Origin of the sequence: Enterobacter sp. LM3 (genome assembly GCF_046622475.1) — a bacterium.
GTDB classification, from domain to species: Bacteria; Pseudomonadota; Gammaproteobacteria; order Enterobacterales; family Enterobacteriaceae; genus Enterobacter; species Enterobacter cloacae_P.
Genome location: NZ_JBJURN010000013.1, coordinates 92,027 through 111,144, shown reverse-complemented (window position 1 = coordinate 111,144; position 19,118 = coordinate 92,027). Strand labels below are relative to the sequence as shown.

Genomic DNA, 19,118 nt, shown 5'->3' with positions numbered 1-19,118 from the left:
TTAAAAGTTTGATGCTCAATGAATTAAACTTCGTAATGAATTACGTGTTCACTCGTTGAGACTTGGTATTCATTTATCGTCCGAGGACGTTAAGAATCCATGTCACTTTGAGTGCCCACACAGATTGTCTGATAAATTGTTAAAGAGCAGTTGCAACGCGGCTTTCAGCTCACCGTTGCGAGGTGGCGTATATTACGCTTTCCTCTTTCAGAGTCAACCCGTTATTTCAGAATTTTTCTCTTCAACCGACCGGGTTGTTTGTGAAGTGATTCACATCCGCCGTGTCGATGGAGGCGCATTATAGGGAGTTCTCGTGCCGCTGCAACTGCTAAATGACAGAAAAATGACTGACTGCTGCATTCCCCAGCAAAACCCCGCCTTATACCCTTTTACACACAGACTTATCCACAGACAGCTCAGAGATCCCTGAGCGAACCGACGAACTGAGGGGGAAAATCAACTATAATGGCGGAAAACATTCCCCCCAGCAGGCCACCCTATGATCACACAACGTCTCGTCCGTGACTGGCGCATCCCAACCGCTGGACTAATGGTTCTGACGCTCCTCTTTGCCGGTTTTACGCTACATACGCACTGGAGCGCCTTTATCCAGTGGTGCCTTGCCACACAAATCACCCTGCACCGCTATCTGGTGATGTACCTGCTACAGCTGAACAACCACCAGTACAGCGGAGGATTATGGCTATTAACCGGAGCCTTCCTTTATGGCGTCCTTCACGCCGTCGGGCCGGGGCATGGCAAATTCATTGTCACCACGTATCTGAGTACAAATAAAGAAAGCGAAATTGCCGCTCGTGTCGTGCCCTTTCTTGGCAGCCTGATGCAGGGAGTCAGCGCCATTCTCTTTGTCTTTATTCTGGCAGTGGGTTTTAACCTCGCATCAGGAGATATCAGCGTGAGTCGCTGGTATGTAGAGAAGATAAGCGCAGTGCTAATTGGTGCCTTCGGTGCATTTATCATTTATCAGACGCTGAAAAGCTTAAAACCGCGCAAGAGGGCTATCCGTTCACTCTCCCCTCTGCATCAGCATGATGAACACTGTGGTTGCGGACATCACGGTGTAGGAACAGACCTGACAACCGGCGACTGGAAAACTCGTCTGGGGGTGATTCTGGCAATTGGCGCGCGCCCGTGCAGCGGGGCAATCATGATCCTGATGTTCTCGAACGCACTGGGCATCGTCACCTGGGGAATTGCCGCAGTAATGACCATGTCACTGGGAACGGCACTCTCTATTATGGGGTTATCGCTGGCAGTACGTTACGCCCGTGAACGCACCGTAGCCTGGTTTGGGGGAGGATCGTCTCTGAGCTGGCTAGTACCGGCGTGCAAAATAGCTGGCGGGATTGTGTTGATCCTGTTCGCCACTCTTTTGTTCCTGACGGTGATCCCCATCAGCGCCAACGGTGACTATATCGCCGCCGGATGCTAATAAAAGAAAACCCGCCAGCGGCGGGTTTTCTTTTATTACTCACTAATTCGCGGATGCTGATCCACCAGTCGCGAACGCTTTTTCTGCAGCTCTTCAATCTCTGCGTCAATATTTTCAATCTTCTGCTCTACATTATCGTAGTGCTCGCGCAGGATCTCCTTCGCTTCCTGGATATCAGATGCCGCAGGCGTTGCCCCCTTCAGAGGACGGTTCGCAGTCTCCTTCATGGTAACGCCAGTAATCAAACCAATCACCGCAATCACCATCAGGTAATAAGCGGGCATCATCAGGTTCTGCGTGCTTTCCACCAGTGAGGCGGCAAGCGTCGGCGTCAGACCGGCAATCAGAACAGAGATATTAAAGGCAGCCGCCAGTGCGCTATAGCGAATGTGTGTCGGGAACATCGCGGGCAACGTAGACGCCATTACCCCGATAAAACAGTTGAGGATCACCGCCAGCATCAGCAGGCCGGCAAAAATCAGGCTCAACATATCACTGTTAATCAGCATAAACGCCGGGATCGCCAGCGCAAACAGCGCAACACTCCCCAGAATGATGAATGGTCGACGGCCAAAGCGGTCACTCAGCAACCCCATTATTGGCTGTACAAACAACATGCCCACCATAATGGCGATAATAATCAACACACCGTGATCTTCCGGGTAGTGCAAGTTATGCGACAAATAGCTTGGCATATAGGTCAACAGCATGTAGTAGGTCACGTTGGTGGAAATCACCAGACCAGTACAGGTCAACAGGCTACGCCAGTGCTTGGTTGCGATCTCCCTGAACGACACTTTTGGGCCGTCCTGCAGTCCTTCACGGTCGCCCTGCTCCATCTTATCAACGTGCTGCTGGAACGCCGGGGTCTCTTCCAGCGCATGGCGCAGGTAAAGACCAATGATGCCCAGCGGAAGCGCTATGAAGAACGGAATACGCCAGCCCCATTCAAGGAAGTTCTCTTCACCGACTACAGTCGAAATCAGAACCACAACGCCCGCGCCCATGACAAACCCGGCAATCGAGCCGAAGTCCAGCCAGCTTCCCATAAAGCCGCGCTTACGGTCCGGGGAATACTCCGCGACGAAGATCGACGCACCGGTATACTCACCCCCGACGGAAAAGCCCTGCGCCATCTTACAGAGCAGCAGCAGAATCGGTGCCCAGATGCCGATGGAGGCATAGGACGGTATCAGGCCGATACAGAACGTACTGATCGACATAATGACAATGGTGATGGCAAGGATCTTCTGACGACCGTATTTATCGCCGAGCATGCCGAAGAAAAGACCACCTAACGGGCGGATCAGGAAGGGAACAGAGAAGGTCCCCAGCGCTGCAATCATCTGCAGGCCTGGGTCGGCACCAGGGAAGAACACTTTACCAAGTGCGTAGGCAACAAATCCGTAGACACCAAAATCGAACCATTCCATCGCATTACCGAGCGAGGCGGCGGTGATCGCTTTACGCAATTTAGCGTCATCGATAATGGTGACATCGCGAAGCGTGATGGGTTTTATCTTTTTCCTTTTAAGCATTGCTATCCTCGTAGATTGAGCCCAGTCTGCACCACAGACAACGTGCGATCTGCAAGGGCAGGGCTTCACCTCTTTCAAGCGTAGCAGGTTTACTTACATTGACGTTTCACGCCTATACAACCGAACCTGTTGACGCCTGCCTGGGCAGTTAATGACCTTTATTACCCTACCAGCGTTTATATTTGTGATCAACTTCACACATATTTTCCCGGTTTGTCATCTGATTTCAGCATTTGTCAATTACGACGAATACGCACTTTCTCAAACACCTCTATTATCCTTTGCATAGCAAAAAACAAACTGCGTACCCTCCCGCCATATCAGCATCAATTTTAATTATCACATACCGGTTACTTTGCTTTCGGCGGATATTCAAAAGCAATAATAAAAATTATGTTTCATTTTAATTAAATTAAAATTCCAATAAAAAAAACAGGCACAACACCCCTGGTGTTTTGCACACATTTCAGGATGCCTGCTTATTTACTTTTATTGTATGGAGAGCAAATACATCGGCTTTGATACCGTGTAACACATTGGATTAATTGATTAATCCACTTGTTCTCACAGAAGAAGGGTCACCCACCAAAAATCTCTTCGACCATTGCATCCACCAGCCGTTTTGCCGAACAGAGTCTTGGCATTCCCAGAGCCACTGTTTGCCAGTTCTGTGTCACCGACCAGCTCACCGGATGTTTATCTGCCTGGCACCAGTCACCCAACCAGCCCAGCATATCTTTATGATCCATTAATCCCGGTGCAGTTGGTGTCGCCAGCCATTGATGATAGAAATGTCGGGTAGCGGGAGAGGCGTTAATTCCCTGAGCAAGATAGTTTGCCGCCATGCTACGCAGATTATCCTTGAGCATAGCCGCCACATCGTCATTCGCCAGGCGGCATGCATCGCCAAACGCGCCCCAGCGCAACTCCTCCAGCGCAATATAACAGCGCCCGGCCAGCGACCAGCCATCATAATTCCCGGCTCGCCAGCGGGTAAAAATCTGTTCACTGTGTTCGCCCGCCTGCACCGTCAACCCGCGTTGGGTAAGTGCCTTTTCTTTATACGTCGCACGCTGTCTGAAATGCGAAGAAAGCTCGGCATACTGATGAAGCAGCCCTGGCGATTGCTGCACACGCTGGTTAGCCTGCTGACGCAGCGCAATCAGTTTATCGGCCATGCGGGTCAGCGCGAGGTGGCCCGGGTCAAGCATACTGGCCAGTTTTTCCGCCAGCCCCAGACGCAATGCCGCATTTTCGTTGAGCATTCCCGCCATTGACCAGGGCCGCAGCCGGGTGTGCGTCATGATCTCCTGAGTCAAACGCTCACGAAACTGTAACTGTTGCGGCCCCAGGTGGGTATGACGCACCGCGTCCACCCCCTGAACCAGATCGACCATAAATTTAGGATAAATGCACTCCAGCGTCCGCCCGGGACCATCCAGTAGCTGTGTTGTCATGGTTGCTCTGCCGCGAATAGAGTTTGAATGTCATCGCGTAACAGTCGGGTATCTTCCTGAATCCACGTCGCAGTCGTGAGACTTTGCTTCAACAGTTGGCTGAGCGCTCGGGTCGAATGCTCATTCTGCTGGCGCACTGCGAGGCTATCACGCAAACTTTCCTGTAACCCCGTCAGGCATAACGAAAATTCCGCAAAGAACGTTGCCATGCCCGCCGTAACAGAGACATCGACCTGCGCAGCCAAAGCTTTACAGATTTGTTCACAAAACTGATCAATATGCTGCGTAAATTTGTCATGTAGCTGTGCAACATCGATAACGTATCGTGTGCGCGTTTCCACATAATCTTCCCAGCCCCAGCCAGGATTATTCAGCCAACGAGAAACCGTTTCACGCATACTTCCCGCACCCGATGGCTGGCCCGTCGGGCGGTTGTCCATCGCGATGGCATCATTAAACAGCCCACGCGTGTTGAAGTTAAGCTGGTTAGCCTGAAACGCCGGGAAGCTGATACGCGCCCGAAAACCAGCGTGACTAAGCTGTTCTTTGATACTCGCCTCAATCGGTCGCATGGCCTCATTCAGCGAACGCGCCAGCGTAGACTCCAGTTGATCGAAACGTAACGCCAGCTCCCGGCTGATTTTGCTCTGTGCATCCAGCATGATCAGCTCGCAGGAAGAGCGGATTTTACTCAGCGCAATCTGTGCCTGCCCCTCATCCTCCAGAACCAGTTGGTTCATCTCTTCCGGCTCGTCGCGGCGAAGATTCAGCGGATCGATACCGGCTAAATCAAGGATATTGTGACGGCTAAAGACATGACCGATCGCCTGCTTAAGCGCACTTTTCTGCAGCGCCATAAAGTCATCCGTGGCACTCAGCGCCTGCCCGACCTCGTGCTTCACTTCATCGCTGGCCACACGCTGACGCATCTGCAGCAGCGCCATATCCTCTTCAATCCGCGTGATATTAAGCTCCAGCTCCTCAAAGGCCACCGTCAGCCCCTGATAGCGAAAATCGAGATACTCCCTGGCATTTTGCGCATAGTTAAGGAGCTTATGCGACGCCGAACGCAGAGCAAATAACGACGCATTGGCATAGGCGGCATAAATCAGTTTGCGGATAGGTTGCTCAAATAGCGAATCTTCCCAGAGCAGATCGGCGGCATGACGAATATGGTCGATATTGTCCAAATCTGCTGAACGCCAGCGGCGTCCCAGTGCCGCTTCGGCAAAATCCTGTACCCAGCGCTGTTCCTGGTGATCCGGCAGCCGCCCATTGTTGACCATCTCATAGCGGGCACGGTTCGCCAGATACGCCCACATCGACGAAACAGGGTAAATCTGCCCCGGCGAAATATTCCCTTTCATTAAGGTGCCGGAAATCATCGCCCTGACCTGTTCCTCATCGTCGCTGTTGCGATCTTTCTGGTCGAACTTATTCACCAGGGCATACAACGGCACCGATTTTCCCGCTGCCGAAATCGCCTGGCGGACTTCCTCATCAGAAATGGATTTCAGCTGGGTGTAATCCATCACCGCCAGCACCGCCGATGCGCGAGCCAGCTGCTCACTGAGCATTTTTTGCAGATGCGGCTGTCCGGCTTCATTTGGCCCCGGCGTATCGAGCAACGTCAGTTGTCCAAGATGGGCATCCAGACCCGCGAGATGCACAAACTCCACCTCAATCACCGGGATGTGTTCGATAGCCGCATACTCTGAGAACGGGAACTCGACGCCCAATGCCAGGGAAAGCCGCACCAGGTCATTCAGACTTTTCAGACAATGAAATATCGGCTGCGCACCCAGGTGATGCTTTTCAAAAGCCTCACCTTTTTCAATGCTCTCCAGCAACGTATTCATGTCTTTATCAATTTCCAGGCGCAGCGCCAGCTTGCCGCGATCGTAATCGCAGAGCTTTTGCTGTAACCGCTGGATTAACTCATCAATCGGCGAGACATGAGAGAAATGCAGCACCGGCTCCTTCTGGCCCGGCGTATGGCGGATCAGCGTAGGGAGTGCCGTCATCGGGCGATTGCGGTTCGGCAACACTTCCGTACCCACAATCGCATTAATGGTGGTCGATTTTCCCGCTTTCATCGTGCCAACAATCGCCAGCACCATTTCCAGACGGGTTATTTTCCGTAATTCATTATTCAGCATCGCCTGCTGTGCTTCGACACCACGCGCGCTAAAATGCAAAGGCAAGACGTTGTTCTTTTCACCCGTCATAGCGGCTGCCGTGTTGTCCAGCATCGCAATCGGCATTGATTTCAACGTATCAAGATTCTGCAAGGCAAGCTGTAGCAAACGCTCAGCTTCCTGGCTTAATTCAAAAATAGTCTGTGTGTGCATGATAAAAGCCTTTCCTTAACGCAAATTTATTACTTTTATTAAGCCACCTGGTTTTAATTATGCTGTTTCGGCTTATATGATCACGTGTGGAAAACATGTTTGCTGAAATATAACTGATTGATGGCAATCAGAAATAATTCATCATCCTTGCATGGTGTGTAAAACTCTCCTTCTGACAGATAGCCAAAAGATAAAAAGCGTAGCCCATTTTTAGGAAACTTCAGGATATATCGTCATTATTTACCCACCTAAAAAGAGAGGTAATTCACCACCGTCATAAGATATGTATGACGATGAAGACCGTGGATAAATAACAACGTGGTGCTTCACCTTATCCGAAATGGAGGAACGTAGCAATTTGCTGCAATAAAATATTCAATATATTTAGCGCCAATTCTTTCCACCGTGTTAATGACGTAAGCATCGCTTAACTGACTGACAGAAAGTGTCACTCCCAACACGCTTTCCACACTTTTTTATTAAACAATATCACCGACAACACTGTGGATTTGCGTTATACTTGCCACCTTTTTCGGCACTCTGCCGCCATTTAGCTGGCACTTTCCAGCGTGTTAAGCACTTTTTGAGGATACCCCTATGTCACTCCCACACTGCCCGAAATGCAATTCTGAATACACCTATGAAGATAATGGCATGTTCATCTGCCCGGAATGCGCTCACGAATGGAATGATGCAGAACCGTCTCAGGATAGTGATGCACTTGTCGTTAAAGATGCTAACGGTAATCTGCTGGCTGATGGCGACAGCGTTACCGTGATTAAAGACCTGAAGGTTAAAGGCAGCTCTTCTATGCTGAAAATCGGCACCAGGGTGAAAAATATCCGTCTGGTTGAAGGCGATCATAATATCGATTGCAAAATTGACGGTTTTGGCCCGATGAAACTGAAATCTGAGTTCGTGAAAAAGAACTGATTTTTTAAGTCTCCAGGCTGGATAAACACAGTTTATCCGACAAAAACGCCCGGTGGTACTTCGCTTACCGGGCGTATGAGCACTACACTTAACGGGCTTCTCTTACCTGAGGTAATGATTATGCCGTTAAGTCCCTATATCTCTTTCGCCGGCAACTGTGCAGAGGCAAGCGCCTTCTATCAGCACGCTGTCGGCGCAGAGCTTCTTTATAAAATCACCTTCGGCGAAATGCCAAAAAGCGATAACAGTGCAGAAGGCTGTCCCTCTGGCATGCAGTTCCCGGATTCCGCTATCGCTCACTCCAATGTCCGCATCGCTGGCAGCGATATCATGATGAGCGATGGGCTGCCCCCCAGCAGCAAAGCACAGTATGCCGGGTTCACCCTGGTACTCGACACCGAGGATGTCGCTGAGGGTAAGCGCTGGTTCGATAACCTTGCCGCTGGCGGTATCATCGAAATGGCCTGGCAGGAGACCTTCTGGGCACACGGTTTCGGTAAAGTTATCGATAAATACGGCGTGCCGTGGATGATTAATGTCCTTAAACCGCACTAACCTGCTGGCGGTGGGCAGTCTGCCTCCGCCTGTCATCAAATTCCGCTCAACTCTTCAAATTCCCGCAACCGGGACTTAACCAAAATGTCATATTGATGCGCCAGCATGAGGCCACATTTATCGTGAGGCCCAGCACATGCAAACCGTCATTCGCGTCGAGAAACTGAGCAAGACCTTCCACCACAATAAGGCTCTGCACACCGTTGATCTGACTGTCCAGCAGGGTGAAATGGTCGCTCTGCTAGGGCCATCCGGTTCCGGTAAATCCACCCTTCTGCGTCATTTAAGCGGCCTTCTCACCTGCGATAAAACACCGGAAAGCCACGTCGAGTTGCTGGGTAACACCGTACAGCGTGCTGGCCGTCTGGCGAGTAATATCCGCAAAAGCCGCGCCCAGACGGGCTATATCTTCCAGCAGTTCAACCTGGTGAATCGCCTGACAGTACTGGAAAACGTGCTGATCGGCGCGCTCGGCAGCACCCCGTTCTGGCGCACCTGCCTGCGCTGGTTCTCTCCTTCCCAGAAGCAAGAAGCCTTGCAGGCGCTAACCCGCGTAGGTATGGCGCACTTTGCCCATCAGCGTGTATCCACCCTGTCTGGTGGACAACAGCAACGCGTGGCCATTGCTCGCGCGCTAATGCAGAAAGCGAAAATCATTCTGGCTGACGAACCTATCGCCTCACTGGATCCGGAATCAGCCCGCATCGTGATGGAAACCCTGCGTGACATTAACCAGAACGATGGCATCACCGTGGTGGTGACGCTGCATCAGGTGGATTACGCCCTGCGCTACTGCGAACGCATCGTCGCGCTGCGTCAGGGACATGTGTTCTTTGATGGTGCAAGCCATCAGTTTGATAACGAACGTTTTGACCATCTCTACCGCAGCATTAACCGCGTCGAAGAGAACGCGCAGGCTGCTTAACGTCCCCACTACGAGGAATGGAAATGAGCTATAAAACGGTTGCCGCGCTGGCCTTTACCAGCATGTTCAGCATCAGCACCCTGTTAAGCCCTGCACACGCAGAGGAGCAGGAAAAAGCGTTGAACTTTGGCATTATTTCGACGGAATCACAGCAGAACCTGAAGCCTCAGTGGGAACCCTTCCTGAAAGATATGGAAACCAAACTGGGGATCAAAGTGAACGCCTTCTTCGCCCCGGACTATGCGGGCATTATCCAGGGGATGCGCTTTAACAAAGTGGACATCGCCTGGTACGGCAACCTCTCCGCAATGGAAGCGGTGGATCGCGCGAACGGCCAGGTCTTTGCACAGACCGTTGCAGCGGATGGCTCCCCGGGTTACTGGAGCGTGCTGATCGTCAACAAAGACAGCCCGATCAACAACCTCAACGATATGCTCGCCAAACGCAAAGATCTGACCTTTGGTAACGGCGACCCGAACTCCACTTCTGGCTTCCTCGTCCCTGGCTACTACGTCTTCGCGAAGAACAACGCCTCCGCCAGCGACTTCAAACGCACCGTTAACGCCAGCCACGAAACCAACGCTCTGGCCGTGGCGAACAAGCAGGTGGATGTTGCCACCAACAACACTGAAAACCTCGACAAGCTGAAGACTTCAGCGCCGGACAAGCTGAAAGAGCTGAAGGTTATCTGGAAATCTCCGCTGATCCCGGGCGACCCGATTGTGTGGCGTAAAAACCTCTCCGAAAGCACCAAGGACAAGGTGTACGACTTCTTCATGAACTACGGCAAAACGCCGGAAGAGAAGGCGGTTCTGGCGAAGCTGGGCTGGGCTCCATTCCGCGCATCCAGCGACCTGCAGCTGGTGCCAATTCGCCAGCTGGCGCTGTTTAAAGAGATGCAGGGCGTGAAGGACAACAAAGGTCTGAAGGACGAAGAGAAGACCAGCAAAGTGTCTGAGATTCAGGCGAAGCTGGAAGATCTTGACCGTCTGACCGCCGCGCTCGGTGCGATGACCAGCGTGAATAAAGCAGTGCAGTAACTCAGGTTCCCTCTCCCACAGGGAGAGGGAGAACAGATAAAGGAACACACATGCAAACCATCACTGTCCCACCGCCGAAGCGCAGCTGGTTCTCGCTATTAAGCTGGGCCATCCTGCTGGCGGTACTTGTTATCTCCTGGAAGGGTGCAGAAATGGATCCGCTGCTGCTCTTCAAAGATTCCGGCAACATGGCGACCTTCGCCGCCGATTTCTTCCCGCCAGACTTCAGCCAGTGGCAGGACTACCTTGGCGAAATGGCAACCACCCTGCAAATCGCCGTCTGGGGCACCGCCCTTGCCGTCATTCTCTCCATTCCGTTTGGTCTGATGAGCGCCGAAAACATCGTACCGTGGTGGATTTACCAGCCGATGCGCCGCCTGATGGACGCCTGCCGGGCCATCAACGAAATGGTGTTTGCGATGCTGTTTGTGGTCGCCGTTGGCCTTGGTCCCTTCGCGGGCGTAATGGCACTGTTCATTCACACCACCGGCGTGCTCTCCAAGCTGCTTTCTGAGGCGGTCGAAGCCATCGAGCCCGGACCGGTCGAAGGTATTCGCGCCACCGGTGCCAACAAAATCGAAGAGATCCTCTACGGCGTACTGCCGCAGGTGATGCCACTGCTGATCTCCTACTCACTGTACCGCTTTGAGTCCAACGTCCGCTCCGCCACCGTTGTTGGCATGGTCGGCGCAGGCGGTATTGGCGTCACCCTGTGGGAAGCCATTCGCGGTTTCCAGTTCCAGCAAACCTGCGCCCTGATGGTGCTCATCATCATTACCGTCAGCCTGCTGGATTTCCTCTCTCAACGTTTGCGTAAGCACTTCATCTGAGATAGCGAGGCTTTGATTGATATGCACTTATCCAGACATCCGACCAGTTACCCAACCCGCTGGCAAGAGATTGCAGCCAGACTCGAGGTGGAACTGCGCACGCATTACCGTTGCGGAGATTACCTGCCTGCCGAACAACAGCTTGCCGACCGCTATGAAGTGAACCGCCACACCCTGCGTCGCGCCATTGATCAGCTGGTCGAACGCGGCTGGGTGCAGCGCCGTCAGGGTATTGGCGTGCTGGTGCTGATGCGCCCGTTCGATTATCCGCTCAATGCACAGGCACGCTTTAGCCAGAATCTGCTTGATCAGGGCAGCCACCCCACCAGCGAAAAACTGCTGTCGGTGCTGCGCCCGGCCTCCAGTCACGTGGCAGATGCAATGGGCATTCAGGAGGGTGACAACGTCATCCACCTGCGTACCCTGCGCCGGGTCAACGGTGTGGCAGTGTGTCAGATAGACCACTACTTCGCCGACCTGACGCTCTGGCCGGTGCTGCAAAACTTCTCCAGCGGTTCGCTGCATGACTTCCTGCGTGACGCCACGGGCATTGCGCTCAAACGCACCCAGACGCGCATCAGCGCCCGCCGCGCTCAGGCCAAAGAGAGCAACGTGCTGGAGATCCCCAACATGGCTCCGCTGCTCTGCGTGCGCACCCTTAACCACCGTGACGGTGAGATCAACGCGACGGAATACTCCGTCAGCCTGACCCGCGCCGACATGATTGAATTCACTATGGAGCACTGAATGCACTTCGACACCTCCACACGTCAGCGCTGGATGCGCGTGCTCGCTCACAGCCAGCCAGCCGCACTCTCTGGCCGTATGAACGCACTCAGCCTGATACCCGATTACGAAACCCTCCGCGCACCGGAAATTGGCCTGGTACAAATCCAGGCACGCATGGGCGGCACGGGCGAACGCTTCTTCGCCGGTGACGCCACATTAACACGCGCCGTGATCCGCCTGAGTAGCGGCACGCTGGGTTACAGCTACGTGCTAGGGCGCGATAAACAACACGCCGAGCGCTGTGCTGTGGTCGACGCCCTGTTGCAGGAACAACCCCATTTCCAGACCCTGATGGAAACCCTCATTGCCCCGCTGGAAGCTGACCGCGCTGCCCGTATTGCCGCACGTCAGGCCGAAGTGAACACCAGCCGGGTCGACTTCTTTACGCTCGTTCGCGGAGACAACGCATGACGCTTCAACCTGCTTTTACCCTGGCCGTCCAGGATGCCCAACAAAGTTTCCGTCGCCTGCTGAAAGCCATGAGCGAGCCAGGTGTGATCGTCTCGCTGCATCAGCTCTCCCAGGGCTGGCTGCCGCTGAACCTCGCCACCACCAGCGTGCTGCTGACTCTGGTCGACAACGACACCCCGGTGTGGCTCTCAGGCGCACTGTCGAATGATATCGCCAGCCAGAACCTGCGTTTTCATACCAACGCCCCACTGGTTGAACAGCCCCGGCAGGCGGTATTTGCCGTGGCCGACGAACAAATCAGCCACGAGCAGCTCAACGCCCTGAGCGAAGGCACGGCTGTTGCCCCGGAAACCAGCGCCACGCTGATTTTGCAGGTATCCAGCCTGAGCGGTGGTCGCATGCTGCGCCTGACGGGTGCGGGTATCGCCGACGAGCGCATGGTCGCACCACAGCTACCGGAGTGCATCATTCATGAACTGACTGAACGCCCGCACCCGTTCCCGCTCGGTATCGACCTGATCCTGACCTGCGGCGAACGCCTGCTGGCTATTCCGCGAACCACCCATGTGGAGGTGTGCTGATGTACGTTGCCGTCAAAGGGGGCGAGAAGGCGATTGCCGCCGCCCACAGGTTGCAGGAGCACAGACGACGGGGCGATGACCAGCTTCCCGAGCTGAGCGTCGCCCAGATTGAGCAGCAATTAAATCTGGCCGTCGACCGGGTGATGACCGAAGGAGGCATCGCCGATCGCGAGCTGGCGGCGCTGGCGCTGAAGCAGGCCAGCGGCGATAACGTCGAAGCTATCTTCCTGCTGCGTGCCTACCGCACGACGCTTGCCAGACTGGCAGTGAGCGAGCCGGTGAACACGGCTGAAATGCGTCTGGAACGCCGCATCTCCGCGGTGTACAAAGATCTCCCCGGCGGCCAGCTGCTTGGCCCCACCTACGACTATACCCATCGTCTGCTGGACTTCACCCTGCTGGCAAACGGTGAAACGTCGTCACTCACCGCCTCCGACGCCGCCCAGGAACCGTCCCCGCACGTCTTTAGCCTGCTGGCGAAACAGGGGCTGGCGAAAGCGGAAGAGGACTCAGGTGCTCAGCCTGATGACATCACCCGCACCCCACCGGTCTATCCGTGCTCACGCTCTTCACGCCTGCAACAGCTGATGCGTGGCGATGAGGGCTACCTGCTGGCGCTGGCCTACTCCACCCAGCGTGGCTACGGGCGCAATCACCCGTTTGCGGCAGAAATTCGCAGCGGCTCTATCGATGTCGAAATTGTGCCGGAAGAGCTAGGTTTTGCGGTAAACGTCGGCGAACTGCTGATGACCGAGTGCGAAATGGTCAACGGTTTTGTCGCACCCGAAGAGAGCGATCCGCACTTCACCCGCGGCTACGGGCTGGTGTTCGGCCTTGGCGAACGCAAAGCGATGGCGATGGCGCTGGTTGACCGCGCCCTGCAGGCACCGGACTACGGCGAGCATATCTCCGGCCCGGCGCAGGACGAAGAGTTTGTGCTGGCTCATGCGGATAACGTTGAAGCCGCAGGTTTTGTCTCGCACCTCAAACTGCCGCACTACGTCGATTTCCAGGCCGAACTGGAACTGCTGAAACGCCTGCAACGGGAGCGCACCCATGGCTAACTTAAGCGGCTACAACTTTGCTTATCTGGATGAGCAAACCAAACGCATGATCCGTCGCGCCATCCTGAAGGCGGTCGCCATTCCGGGCTACCAGGTACCGTTCGGTGGCCGTGAAATGCCGATGCCTTACGGCTGGGGTACGGGTGGTATTCAGCTCACCGCCAGCGTGATTGGCGAAGCAGACGTGCTGAAGGTCATCGACCAGGGCGCTGATGACACCACCAACGCGGTGTCGATCCGCAACTTCTTTACGCGCGTGACGGGCGTCAACACCACTGAAAAAACCGAAGACGCAACGCTGATCCAGACCCGCCACCGCATTCCGGAAACGCCGCTCACCGAAGATCAGATTTTGATTTTCCAGGTGCCGATCCCGGAGCCACTGCGCTTTATCGAGCCACGCGAAACCGAAACCCGCACCATGCACGCGCTGGAAGAGTACGGCGTGATGCAGGTGAAACTGTACGAGGATATCGCCCGCTTCGGCCATATCGCCACCACTTACGCCTACCCGGTGAAGGTCAACGGTCGCTACGTGATGGACCCATCGCCGATCCCAAAATTCGATAACCCGAAGATGGACATGATGCCCGCCCTGCAGCTGTTTGGGGCCGGGCGCGAAAAGCGCATCTATGCCGTACCGCCTTACACCCGCGTGGAGAGTCTCGATTTCGATGATCATCCGTTTACGGTGCAGGAGTGGGACGAACCGTGTGCCATCTGCGGCTCGAAGCACAGCTATCTGGATGAAGTGGTGCTGGATGACACGGGCAAACGGATGTTTGTCTGCTCCGACACCGATTACTGCCGCCAACAGAGCGAGGCGAACGGCCAATGAAACCGCTGCTTTCGGTCAACAATCTGACCCATCTTTATGCGCCTGGCAAAGGCTTCAGCGACGTCTCGTTCGAGCTGTGGCCCGGCGAAGTGCTCGGGATTGTCGGCGAGTCCGGTTCCGGCAAAACCACCCTGCTGAAGTCTATCTCCGCGCGCCTGACGCCGCACAACGGTGACATTTTATATGAAGGCCAGTCGCTGTATGGCATGAGTGAAGCCGAGCGCCGCCGCCTGCTGCGCACCGAGTGGGGCGTGGTACATCAGCACCCGATGGACGGCCTGCGCCGCCAGGTTTCTGCGGGGGGCAACATCGGCGAGCGGCTGATGGCGACCGGCGCACGTCACTACGGCAATATTCGCGCCACCGCGCAGCACTGGCTTGAAGAGGTGGAGATCCCCGCCTCGCGCATCGACGACCTGCCAACCACCTTTTCCGGTGGCATGCAGCAGCGCCTGCAGATCGCCCGCAACCTGGTCACCCATCCGAAGCTGGTGTTTATGGATGAACCCACTGGAGGGCTGGATGTGTCCGTTCAGGCGCGCCTGCTCGATCTCCTGCGCGGTCTGGTGGTAGAGCTGAACCTCGCGGTGGTGATTGTCACCCACGATCTGGGCGTTGCGCGCCTGCTGGCAGACCGCCTGCTGGTCATGAAGCAGGGTCAGGTGGTGGAAAGTGGGCTAACCGACCGCGTGCTTGACGACCCACACCATCCGTACACCCAACTGCTGGTGTCATCGGTATTGCAGAACTAAGAGGCCAACATGATCCGCGTAGAAAACGTGAGTAAAACCTTTGTGCTCCACCAGCAAAACGGTGTGCGCCTGCCGGTACTGCAAAATGCCTCTCTGGAGGTCAGCAATGGCGAATGTGTGGTGCTACACGGCCACTCCGGCAGCGGAAAATCAACATTGTTGCGCTCCCTGTACGCCAACTATCTGCCGGATGAAGGCCATATTCATATTCGCCACGGCGATGAGTGGGTGGATCTGGTGCAAGCCCCGGCACGCAAGGTGCTGGAAGTCCGCCGTTCAACGATCGGCTGGGTGAGCCAGTTTCTGCGGGTGATCCCCAGGATCTCCGCGCTGGACGTTGTGATGCAGCCGCTACTGGATCTGGGAGTGCCGCGTGAAACCTGCGCCGCCAAAGCTGCGGGCCTGCTGACGCGCCTCAACGTGCCGGAACGCCTGTGGCATCTCGCCCCTTCTACTTTTTCCGGTGGTGAACAGCAGCGCGTGAACATTGCACGTGGGTTTATCGTCGATTACCCAATTTTACTGCTCGATGAACCTACCGCCTCGCTGGACAGCAAGAACAGTGCAGCAGTGGTTGAACTGATCGAACAGGCCAAAGCACGCGGCGCGGCGATCGTGGGGATCTTCCACGACGAAACCGTGCGTTCGCGCGTGGCAGACAGACTGCACCCGATGGGGACCAACGCATGATTATCAATAACGTAAAACTGGTGCTGGAAAATGAGGTGGTGGACGGCTCGATTGAGATCCAGGATGGCGTGATCCGTGCGTTTGCCGAAACCCAGAGCCGCTCACCCGAAGCGATGGACGGCGAAGGCGGCTGGCTACTGCCAGGGCTTATCGAGCTGCATACCGATAATCTGGATAAATTTTTCACCCCGCGCCCGAAGGTAGACTGGCCCGCCCATTCGGCAATGAGCAGCCACGACGCGCTGATGGTTGCCAGCGGCATCACCACCGTACTGGACGCGGTGGCGATTGGTGATGTACGCGACGGTGGCGATCGTCTGGAAAACCTGGAAAAGATGATCAACGCCGTGGAAGAGACGCAAAAGCGCGGCCTCAACCGCGCCGAGCACCGCCTGCATCTGCGCTGCGAACTGCCGCACCACACTACCCTGCCGCTGTTTGAAAAACTGGTTGGCCGCGAGCCGGTCTCACTGGTGTCGCTGATGGATCACTCTCCGGGGCAGCGCCAGTTCGCCAATATTGAGAAGTATCGTGAATACTATCAGGGCAAATATTCCCTTTCTGATGAAGAGATGGCCCGTTATGAAGAAGAGCAACTCGCACTGGCAGCGCAGTGGTCGCAACCAAACCGCCTCTCCATTGCCGCCCTGTGCCGGGATCGCAATATCGCGCTAGCCAGCCATGACGACGCCACACACGATCATGTGCTCGAATCTCATCAGCTTGGCAGCGTGATCGCCGAATTTCCGACCACATTCGAAGCAGCGGAAGCCTCACGCAAACACGGCATGAACGTGCTGATGGGCGCACCGAATATCGTGCGCGGCGGCTCGCACTCCGGCAACGTGGCGGCAAGCCAGCTCGCATCACTCGGCCTGCTGGATATTCTCTCCTCCGACTACTACCCCGCCAGCCTGCTGGACGCGGCCTTCCGGGTAGCAGATGACGAACACAACCCCTTCACGCTACCGCAGGCGATCCGTCTGGTGACGAAAAACCCGGCAACGGCGCTCAATCTTCACGATCGCGGTGAAATTGCCGAAGGTAAACGGGCGGATCTGGTGCTGGCCCACCGTAAAGGCGAGCACATCCATATCGACCACGTCTGGCGTCAGGGAAAAAGGGTGTTTTGATGGGAAGACTCATCTGGTTAATGGGGCCATCAGGTTCCGGCAAGGACAGCCTGCTGTCGGCATTACGCCAGCGGGAGCATTCGCAGCTGCTGGTTGCACACCGCTACATTACCCGCGCGGCGAACGCCGGGAGTGAAAACCATATTGCCTTGAGCGAGCAGGAGTTTTTTACCCGCGCCGGGCAAAATCTGCTGGCGCTGAGCTGGCACGCCAACGGTTATTACTACGGCATCGGCATTGAGATCGACCTGTGGCTGCACGCGGGTTTTGACGTGCTGGTCAACGGCTCACGGGCGCACCTTCAACAGGCTCGCGCCCGCTATGAAGCGGCGCTGCTGCCGGTCTGTCTGCAGGTGTCACCGGATATCCTGCGTAGCCGGTTGCAAAGCCGGGGACGCGAATCGGCTCGCGAGATAGACCAGCGGCTGGAACGTGCGGCGCGCTATACCCCATCGCAATGCCATATCCTCAATAACGACGGAAGTTTGCTACAGTCAGTCGATAACTTTTTATCGCTTATCCGTCAGAAGGAGAAACAACATGCCTGACTGCCAGCTTCGCCCCGCCACCGCCGTTGACGCGCAGATCGTCTATGCCCTGATCTGCGAGCTTAAGCAGGCTGAGTTCGATAACCAGGCATTTCACGCCGGGTTTCTTGCCAATCTTCAGGATCACAGCATGCACTATCAGCTGGCTGAACTGGACGGGCAGGTCGTCGGCATGATTGGCCTGCATATGCAGTTTCATCTGCACCATGCCCGATGGATCGGTGAGATCCAGGAACTGGTGGTGATGCCACAGGCGCGCGGGTTAAAAGTGGGGAGCCAGTTGCTGGCCTGGGCGGAAGACGTGGCACGCCTGGCGGGGGCAGAGCTGACGGAGCTATCCACCAGCGTCAGGCGTGTAGACGCCCACCGTTTCTATGTTCGTGAAGGGTATACGCAGAGCCATTTTCGATTCACCAAGCCGCTGTAGAGGTGTGCGATGAGTCTGACTATCACATTAACCGGCACCGGTGGTGCCCAACTGGTGCCGGTATTTGGCTGCGATTGCGCGGCGTGCCGCCGGGCACGTTTGCAGGAAGAATATCGCCGCCGCCCCTGCAGTGCGGTGGTCAAATTCAACGATGCGGTCACGTTGCTGGACGCGGGCATTCCGCACCTGATGGACGACTGGCCCGCGGGCAGTTTCCGGCAGTTTTTGCTCACCCACTATCATATGGATCACGTTCAGGGGCTATTCCCCCTGCGCTGGGGTGTGGGGGCAACCATTCCGGTATACGGCCCGCCGGACGAAGCGGGCTGTGATGACTTATTCAAACATCCGGGGCTTCTGGATTTTAGCCACACGCCAGAGCCATTTGTGGTGTTTGAGCTACAGGGGCTACGGGTCACACCGCTGCCGCTGAACCATTCGAAACCCACGTTCGGCTATCTGCTGGAATCTTCCCACAGCCGTGTGGCGTGGCTTTCTGATACCGCTGGCCTGCCGGAGAAAACGATGAAGTTTCTGCTCAACAACCCACCACAGGCAATGATTATTGACTGCAGCCATGAGCCACGAGCGGAGACACCGCGTAATCATTGTGATTTAAATACGGTCATTGCGTTAAACGAGGTGATTGGCTGCCCGCAGGTGATCCTGACCCATATCAGCCATCAGTTTGACGTGTGGATGATGGATAATTCACTGCCGGACGGGTTTGAAGCAGGGTATGACGGCATGGTGTTAGTGCTGGATTAGGTTTTCTCCCTCTCCTGTGGGAGAGGGCTGGAGGA

At 55.3% G+C, this 19,118-nt stretch carries 20 protein-coding genes; 17 read left to right on the top strand and 3 right to left on the bottom strand.

What is annotated here, in order from left to right; genetic code table 11:
• The first annotated feature begins 499 nt into the window (after positions 1-499).
• Complete coding sequence (locus tag ACJ9N4_RS14895) at positions 500-1,453, top strand: nickel/cobalt transporter (RefSeq protein ID WP_182919280.1); 954 nt, start codon at positions 500-502, stop codon at positions 1,451-1,453.
• A 35-nt stretch (positions 1,454-1,488) separates the two neighbouring features.
• On the opposite strand, the gene proP is transcribed toward ACJ9N4_RS14895, so the two are convergent.
• The 3 genes from proP to crfC all read right to left on the bottom strand — a co-directional run bounded on the left by proP (position 1,489) and on the right by crfC (position 6,799).
• Positions 1,489-2,991 carry a glycine betaine/L-proline transporter ProP gene (gene proP / locus ACJ9N4_RS14890; RefSeq protein ID WP_411500594.1) on the bottom strand — a complete coding sequence of 501 codons (1,503 nt, stop codon included), beginning with the start codon at positions 2,989-2,991 and terminating at the stop codon, positions 1,489-1,491.
• A gap of 578 nt (positions 2,992-3,569) precedes the next feature.
• Positions 3,570-4,448: a diguanylate cyclase regulator RdcB family protein gene (locus tag ACJ9N4_RS14885; protein ID WP_182273451.1), complete on the bottom strand. Its 879-nt coding sequence runs from the start codon at positions 4,446-4,448 to the stop codon at positions 3,570-3,572.
• Complete coding sequence (gene crfC / locus ACJ9N4_RS14880) at positions 4,445-6,799, bottom strand: clamp-binding protein CrfC (RefSeq protein ID WP_182273450.1); 2,355 nt, start codon at positions 6,797-6,799, stop codon at positions 4,445-4,447. The genes ACJ9N4_RS14885 and crfC overlap by 4 nt, the downstream gene beginning before the upstream one ends.
• A gap of 597 nt (positions 6,800-7,396) precedes the next feature.
• Between crfC and ACJ9N4_RS14875 the strand changes: the two genes are divergently transcribed.
• From ACJ9N4_RS14875 to phnP, 16 genes are all read left to right on the top strand, one after another.
• Positions 7,397-7,732 (top strand): zinc ribbon domain-containing protein YjdM, encoded by a 336-nt coding sequence (locus ACJ9N4_RS14875; RefSeq protein ID WP_182919279.1) that lies wholly within the window; start codon positions 7,397-7,399, stop codon positions 7,730-7,732.
• A 120-nt stretch (positions 7,733-7,852) separates the two neighbouring features.
• The gene (gene yjdN, locus ACJ9N4_RS14870) at positions 7,853-8,287 is read left to right on the top strand and encodes a VOC family metalloprotein YjdN (RefSeq protein ID WP_411500593.1); all 435 of its coding nucleotides are present in this window, start codon (positions 7,853-7,855) and stop codon (positions 8,285-8,287) included.
• Between the two features lie 136 nt (positions 8,288-8,423).
• On the top strand, positions 8,424-9,212 hold the full coding sequence (gene phnC / locus ACJ9N4_RS14865) for a phosphonate ABC transporter ATP-binding protein (RefSeq protein WP_182273447.1): 789 nt from the start codon (positions 8,424-8,426) through the stop codon (positions 9,210-9,212).
• A gap of 23 nt (positions 9,213-9,235) precedes the next feature.
• Entirely contained in the window at positions 9,236-10,252 is a 1,017-nt protein-coding gene (gene phnD, locus ACJ9N4_RS14860; protein WP_182919278.1) for a phosphonate ABC transporter substrate-binding protein, read from the top strand.
• 50 nt (positions 10,253-10,302) lie between these two features.
• Positions 10,303-11,082 (top strand): phosphonate ABC transporter, permease protein PhnE, encoded by a 780-nt coding sequence (gene phnE / locus ACJ9N4_RS14855; protein WP_182273445.1) that lies wholly within the window; start codon positions 10,303-10,305, stop codon positions 11,080-11,082.
• 21 nt (positions 11,083-11,103) lie between these two features.
• A complete protein-coding gene (phnF, locus tag ACJ9N4_RS14850) occupies positions 11,104-11,829 on the top strand; it encodes a phosphonate metabolism transcriptional regulator PhnF (protein WP_182919277.1) in 726 nt (241 codons plus the stop codon).
• On the top strand, positions 11,830-12,282 hold the full coding sequence (gene phnG / locus ACJ9N4_RS14845; protein WP_182919276.1) for a phosphonate C-P lyase system protein PhnG: 453 nt from the start codon (positions 11,830-11,832) through the stop codon (positions 12,280-12,282).
• Entirely contained in the window at positions 12,279-12,863 is a 585-nt protein-coding gene (phnH, locus tag ACJ9N4_RS14840; RefSeq protein WP_182919275.1) for a phosphonate C-P lyase system protein PhnH, read from the top strand. Before phnG ends, phnH begins: the two co-directional genes overlap by 4 nt.
• Positions 12,863-13,927: a carbon-phosphorus lyase complex subunit PhnI gene (locus tag ACJ9N4_RS14835; RefSeq protein WP_182273441.1), complete on the top strand. Its 1,065-nt coding sequence runs from the start codon at positions 12,863-12,865 to the stop codon at positions 13,925-13,927. Before phnH ends, ACJ9N4_RS14835 begins: the two co-directional genes overlap by 1 nt.
• Positions 13,920-14,765 (top strand): alpha-D-ribose 1-methylphosphonate 5-phosphate C-P-lyase PhnJ, encoded by an 846-nt coding sequence (gene phnJ, locus ACJ9N4_RS14830; RefSeq protein WP_182273440.1) that lies wholly within the window; start codon positions 13,920-13,922, stop codon positions 14,763-14,765. Before ACJ9N4_RS14835 ends, phnJ begins: the two co-directional genes overlap by 8 nt.
• Positions 14,762-15,517: a phosphonate C-P lyase system protein PhnK gene (phnK, locus tag ACJ9N4_RS14825; RefSeq protein ID WP_182273439.1), complete on the top strand. Its 756-nt coding sequence runs from the start codon at positions 14,762-14,764 to the stop codon at positions 15,515-15,517. The genes phnJ and phnK overlap by 4 nt, the downstream gene beginning before the upstream one ends.
• 9 nt (positions 15,518-15,526) lie before the next feature.
• The gene (phnL, locus tag ACJ9N4_RS14820; protein ID WP_182919274.1) at positions 15,527-16,207 is read left to right on the top strand and encodes a phosphonate C-P lyase system protein PhnL; all 681 of its coding nucleotides are present in this window, start codon (positions 15,527-15,529) and stop codon (positions 16,205-16,207) included.
• On the top strand, positions 16,204-17,340 hold the full coding sequence (gene phnM, locus ACJ9N4_RS14815) for an alpha-D-ribose 1-methylphosphonate 5-triphosphate diphosphatase (protein ID WP_182273437.1): 1,137 nt from the start codon (positions 16,204-16,206) through the stop codon (positions 17,338-17,340). Before phnL ends, phnM begins: the two co-directional genes overlap by 4 nt.
• Positions 17,337-17,888, top strand: coding sequence for a ribose 1,5-bisphosphokinase (phnN, locus tag ACJ9N4_RS14810; RefSeq protein ID WP_182919273.1), 552 nt, complete (start codon positions 17,337-17,339; stop codon positions 17,886-17,888). The genes phnM and phnN overlap by 4 nt, the downstream gene beginning before the upstream one ends.
• Entirely contained in the window at positions 17,881-18,315 is a 435-nt protein-coding gene (gene phnO, locus ACJ9N4_RS14805; RefSeq protein ID WP_182919272.1) for an aminoalkylphosphonate N-acetyltransferase, read from the top strand. Before phnN ends, phnO begins: the two co-directional genes overlap by 8 nt.
• A gap of 9 nt (positions 18,316-18,324) precedes the next feature.
• Entirely contained in the window at positions 18,325-19,083 is a 759-nt protein-coding gene (phnP, locus tag ACJ9N4_RS14800) for a phosphonate metabolism protein PhnP (protein WP_411500592.1), read from the top strand.
• The last annotated feature ends 35 nt before the right edge of the window (positions 19,084-19,118 follow it).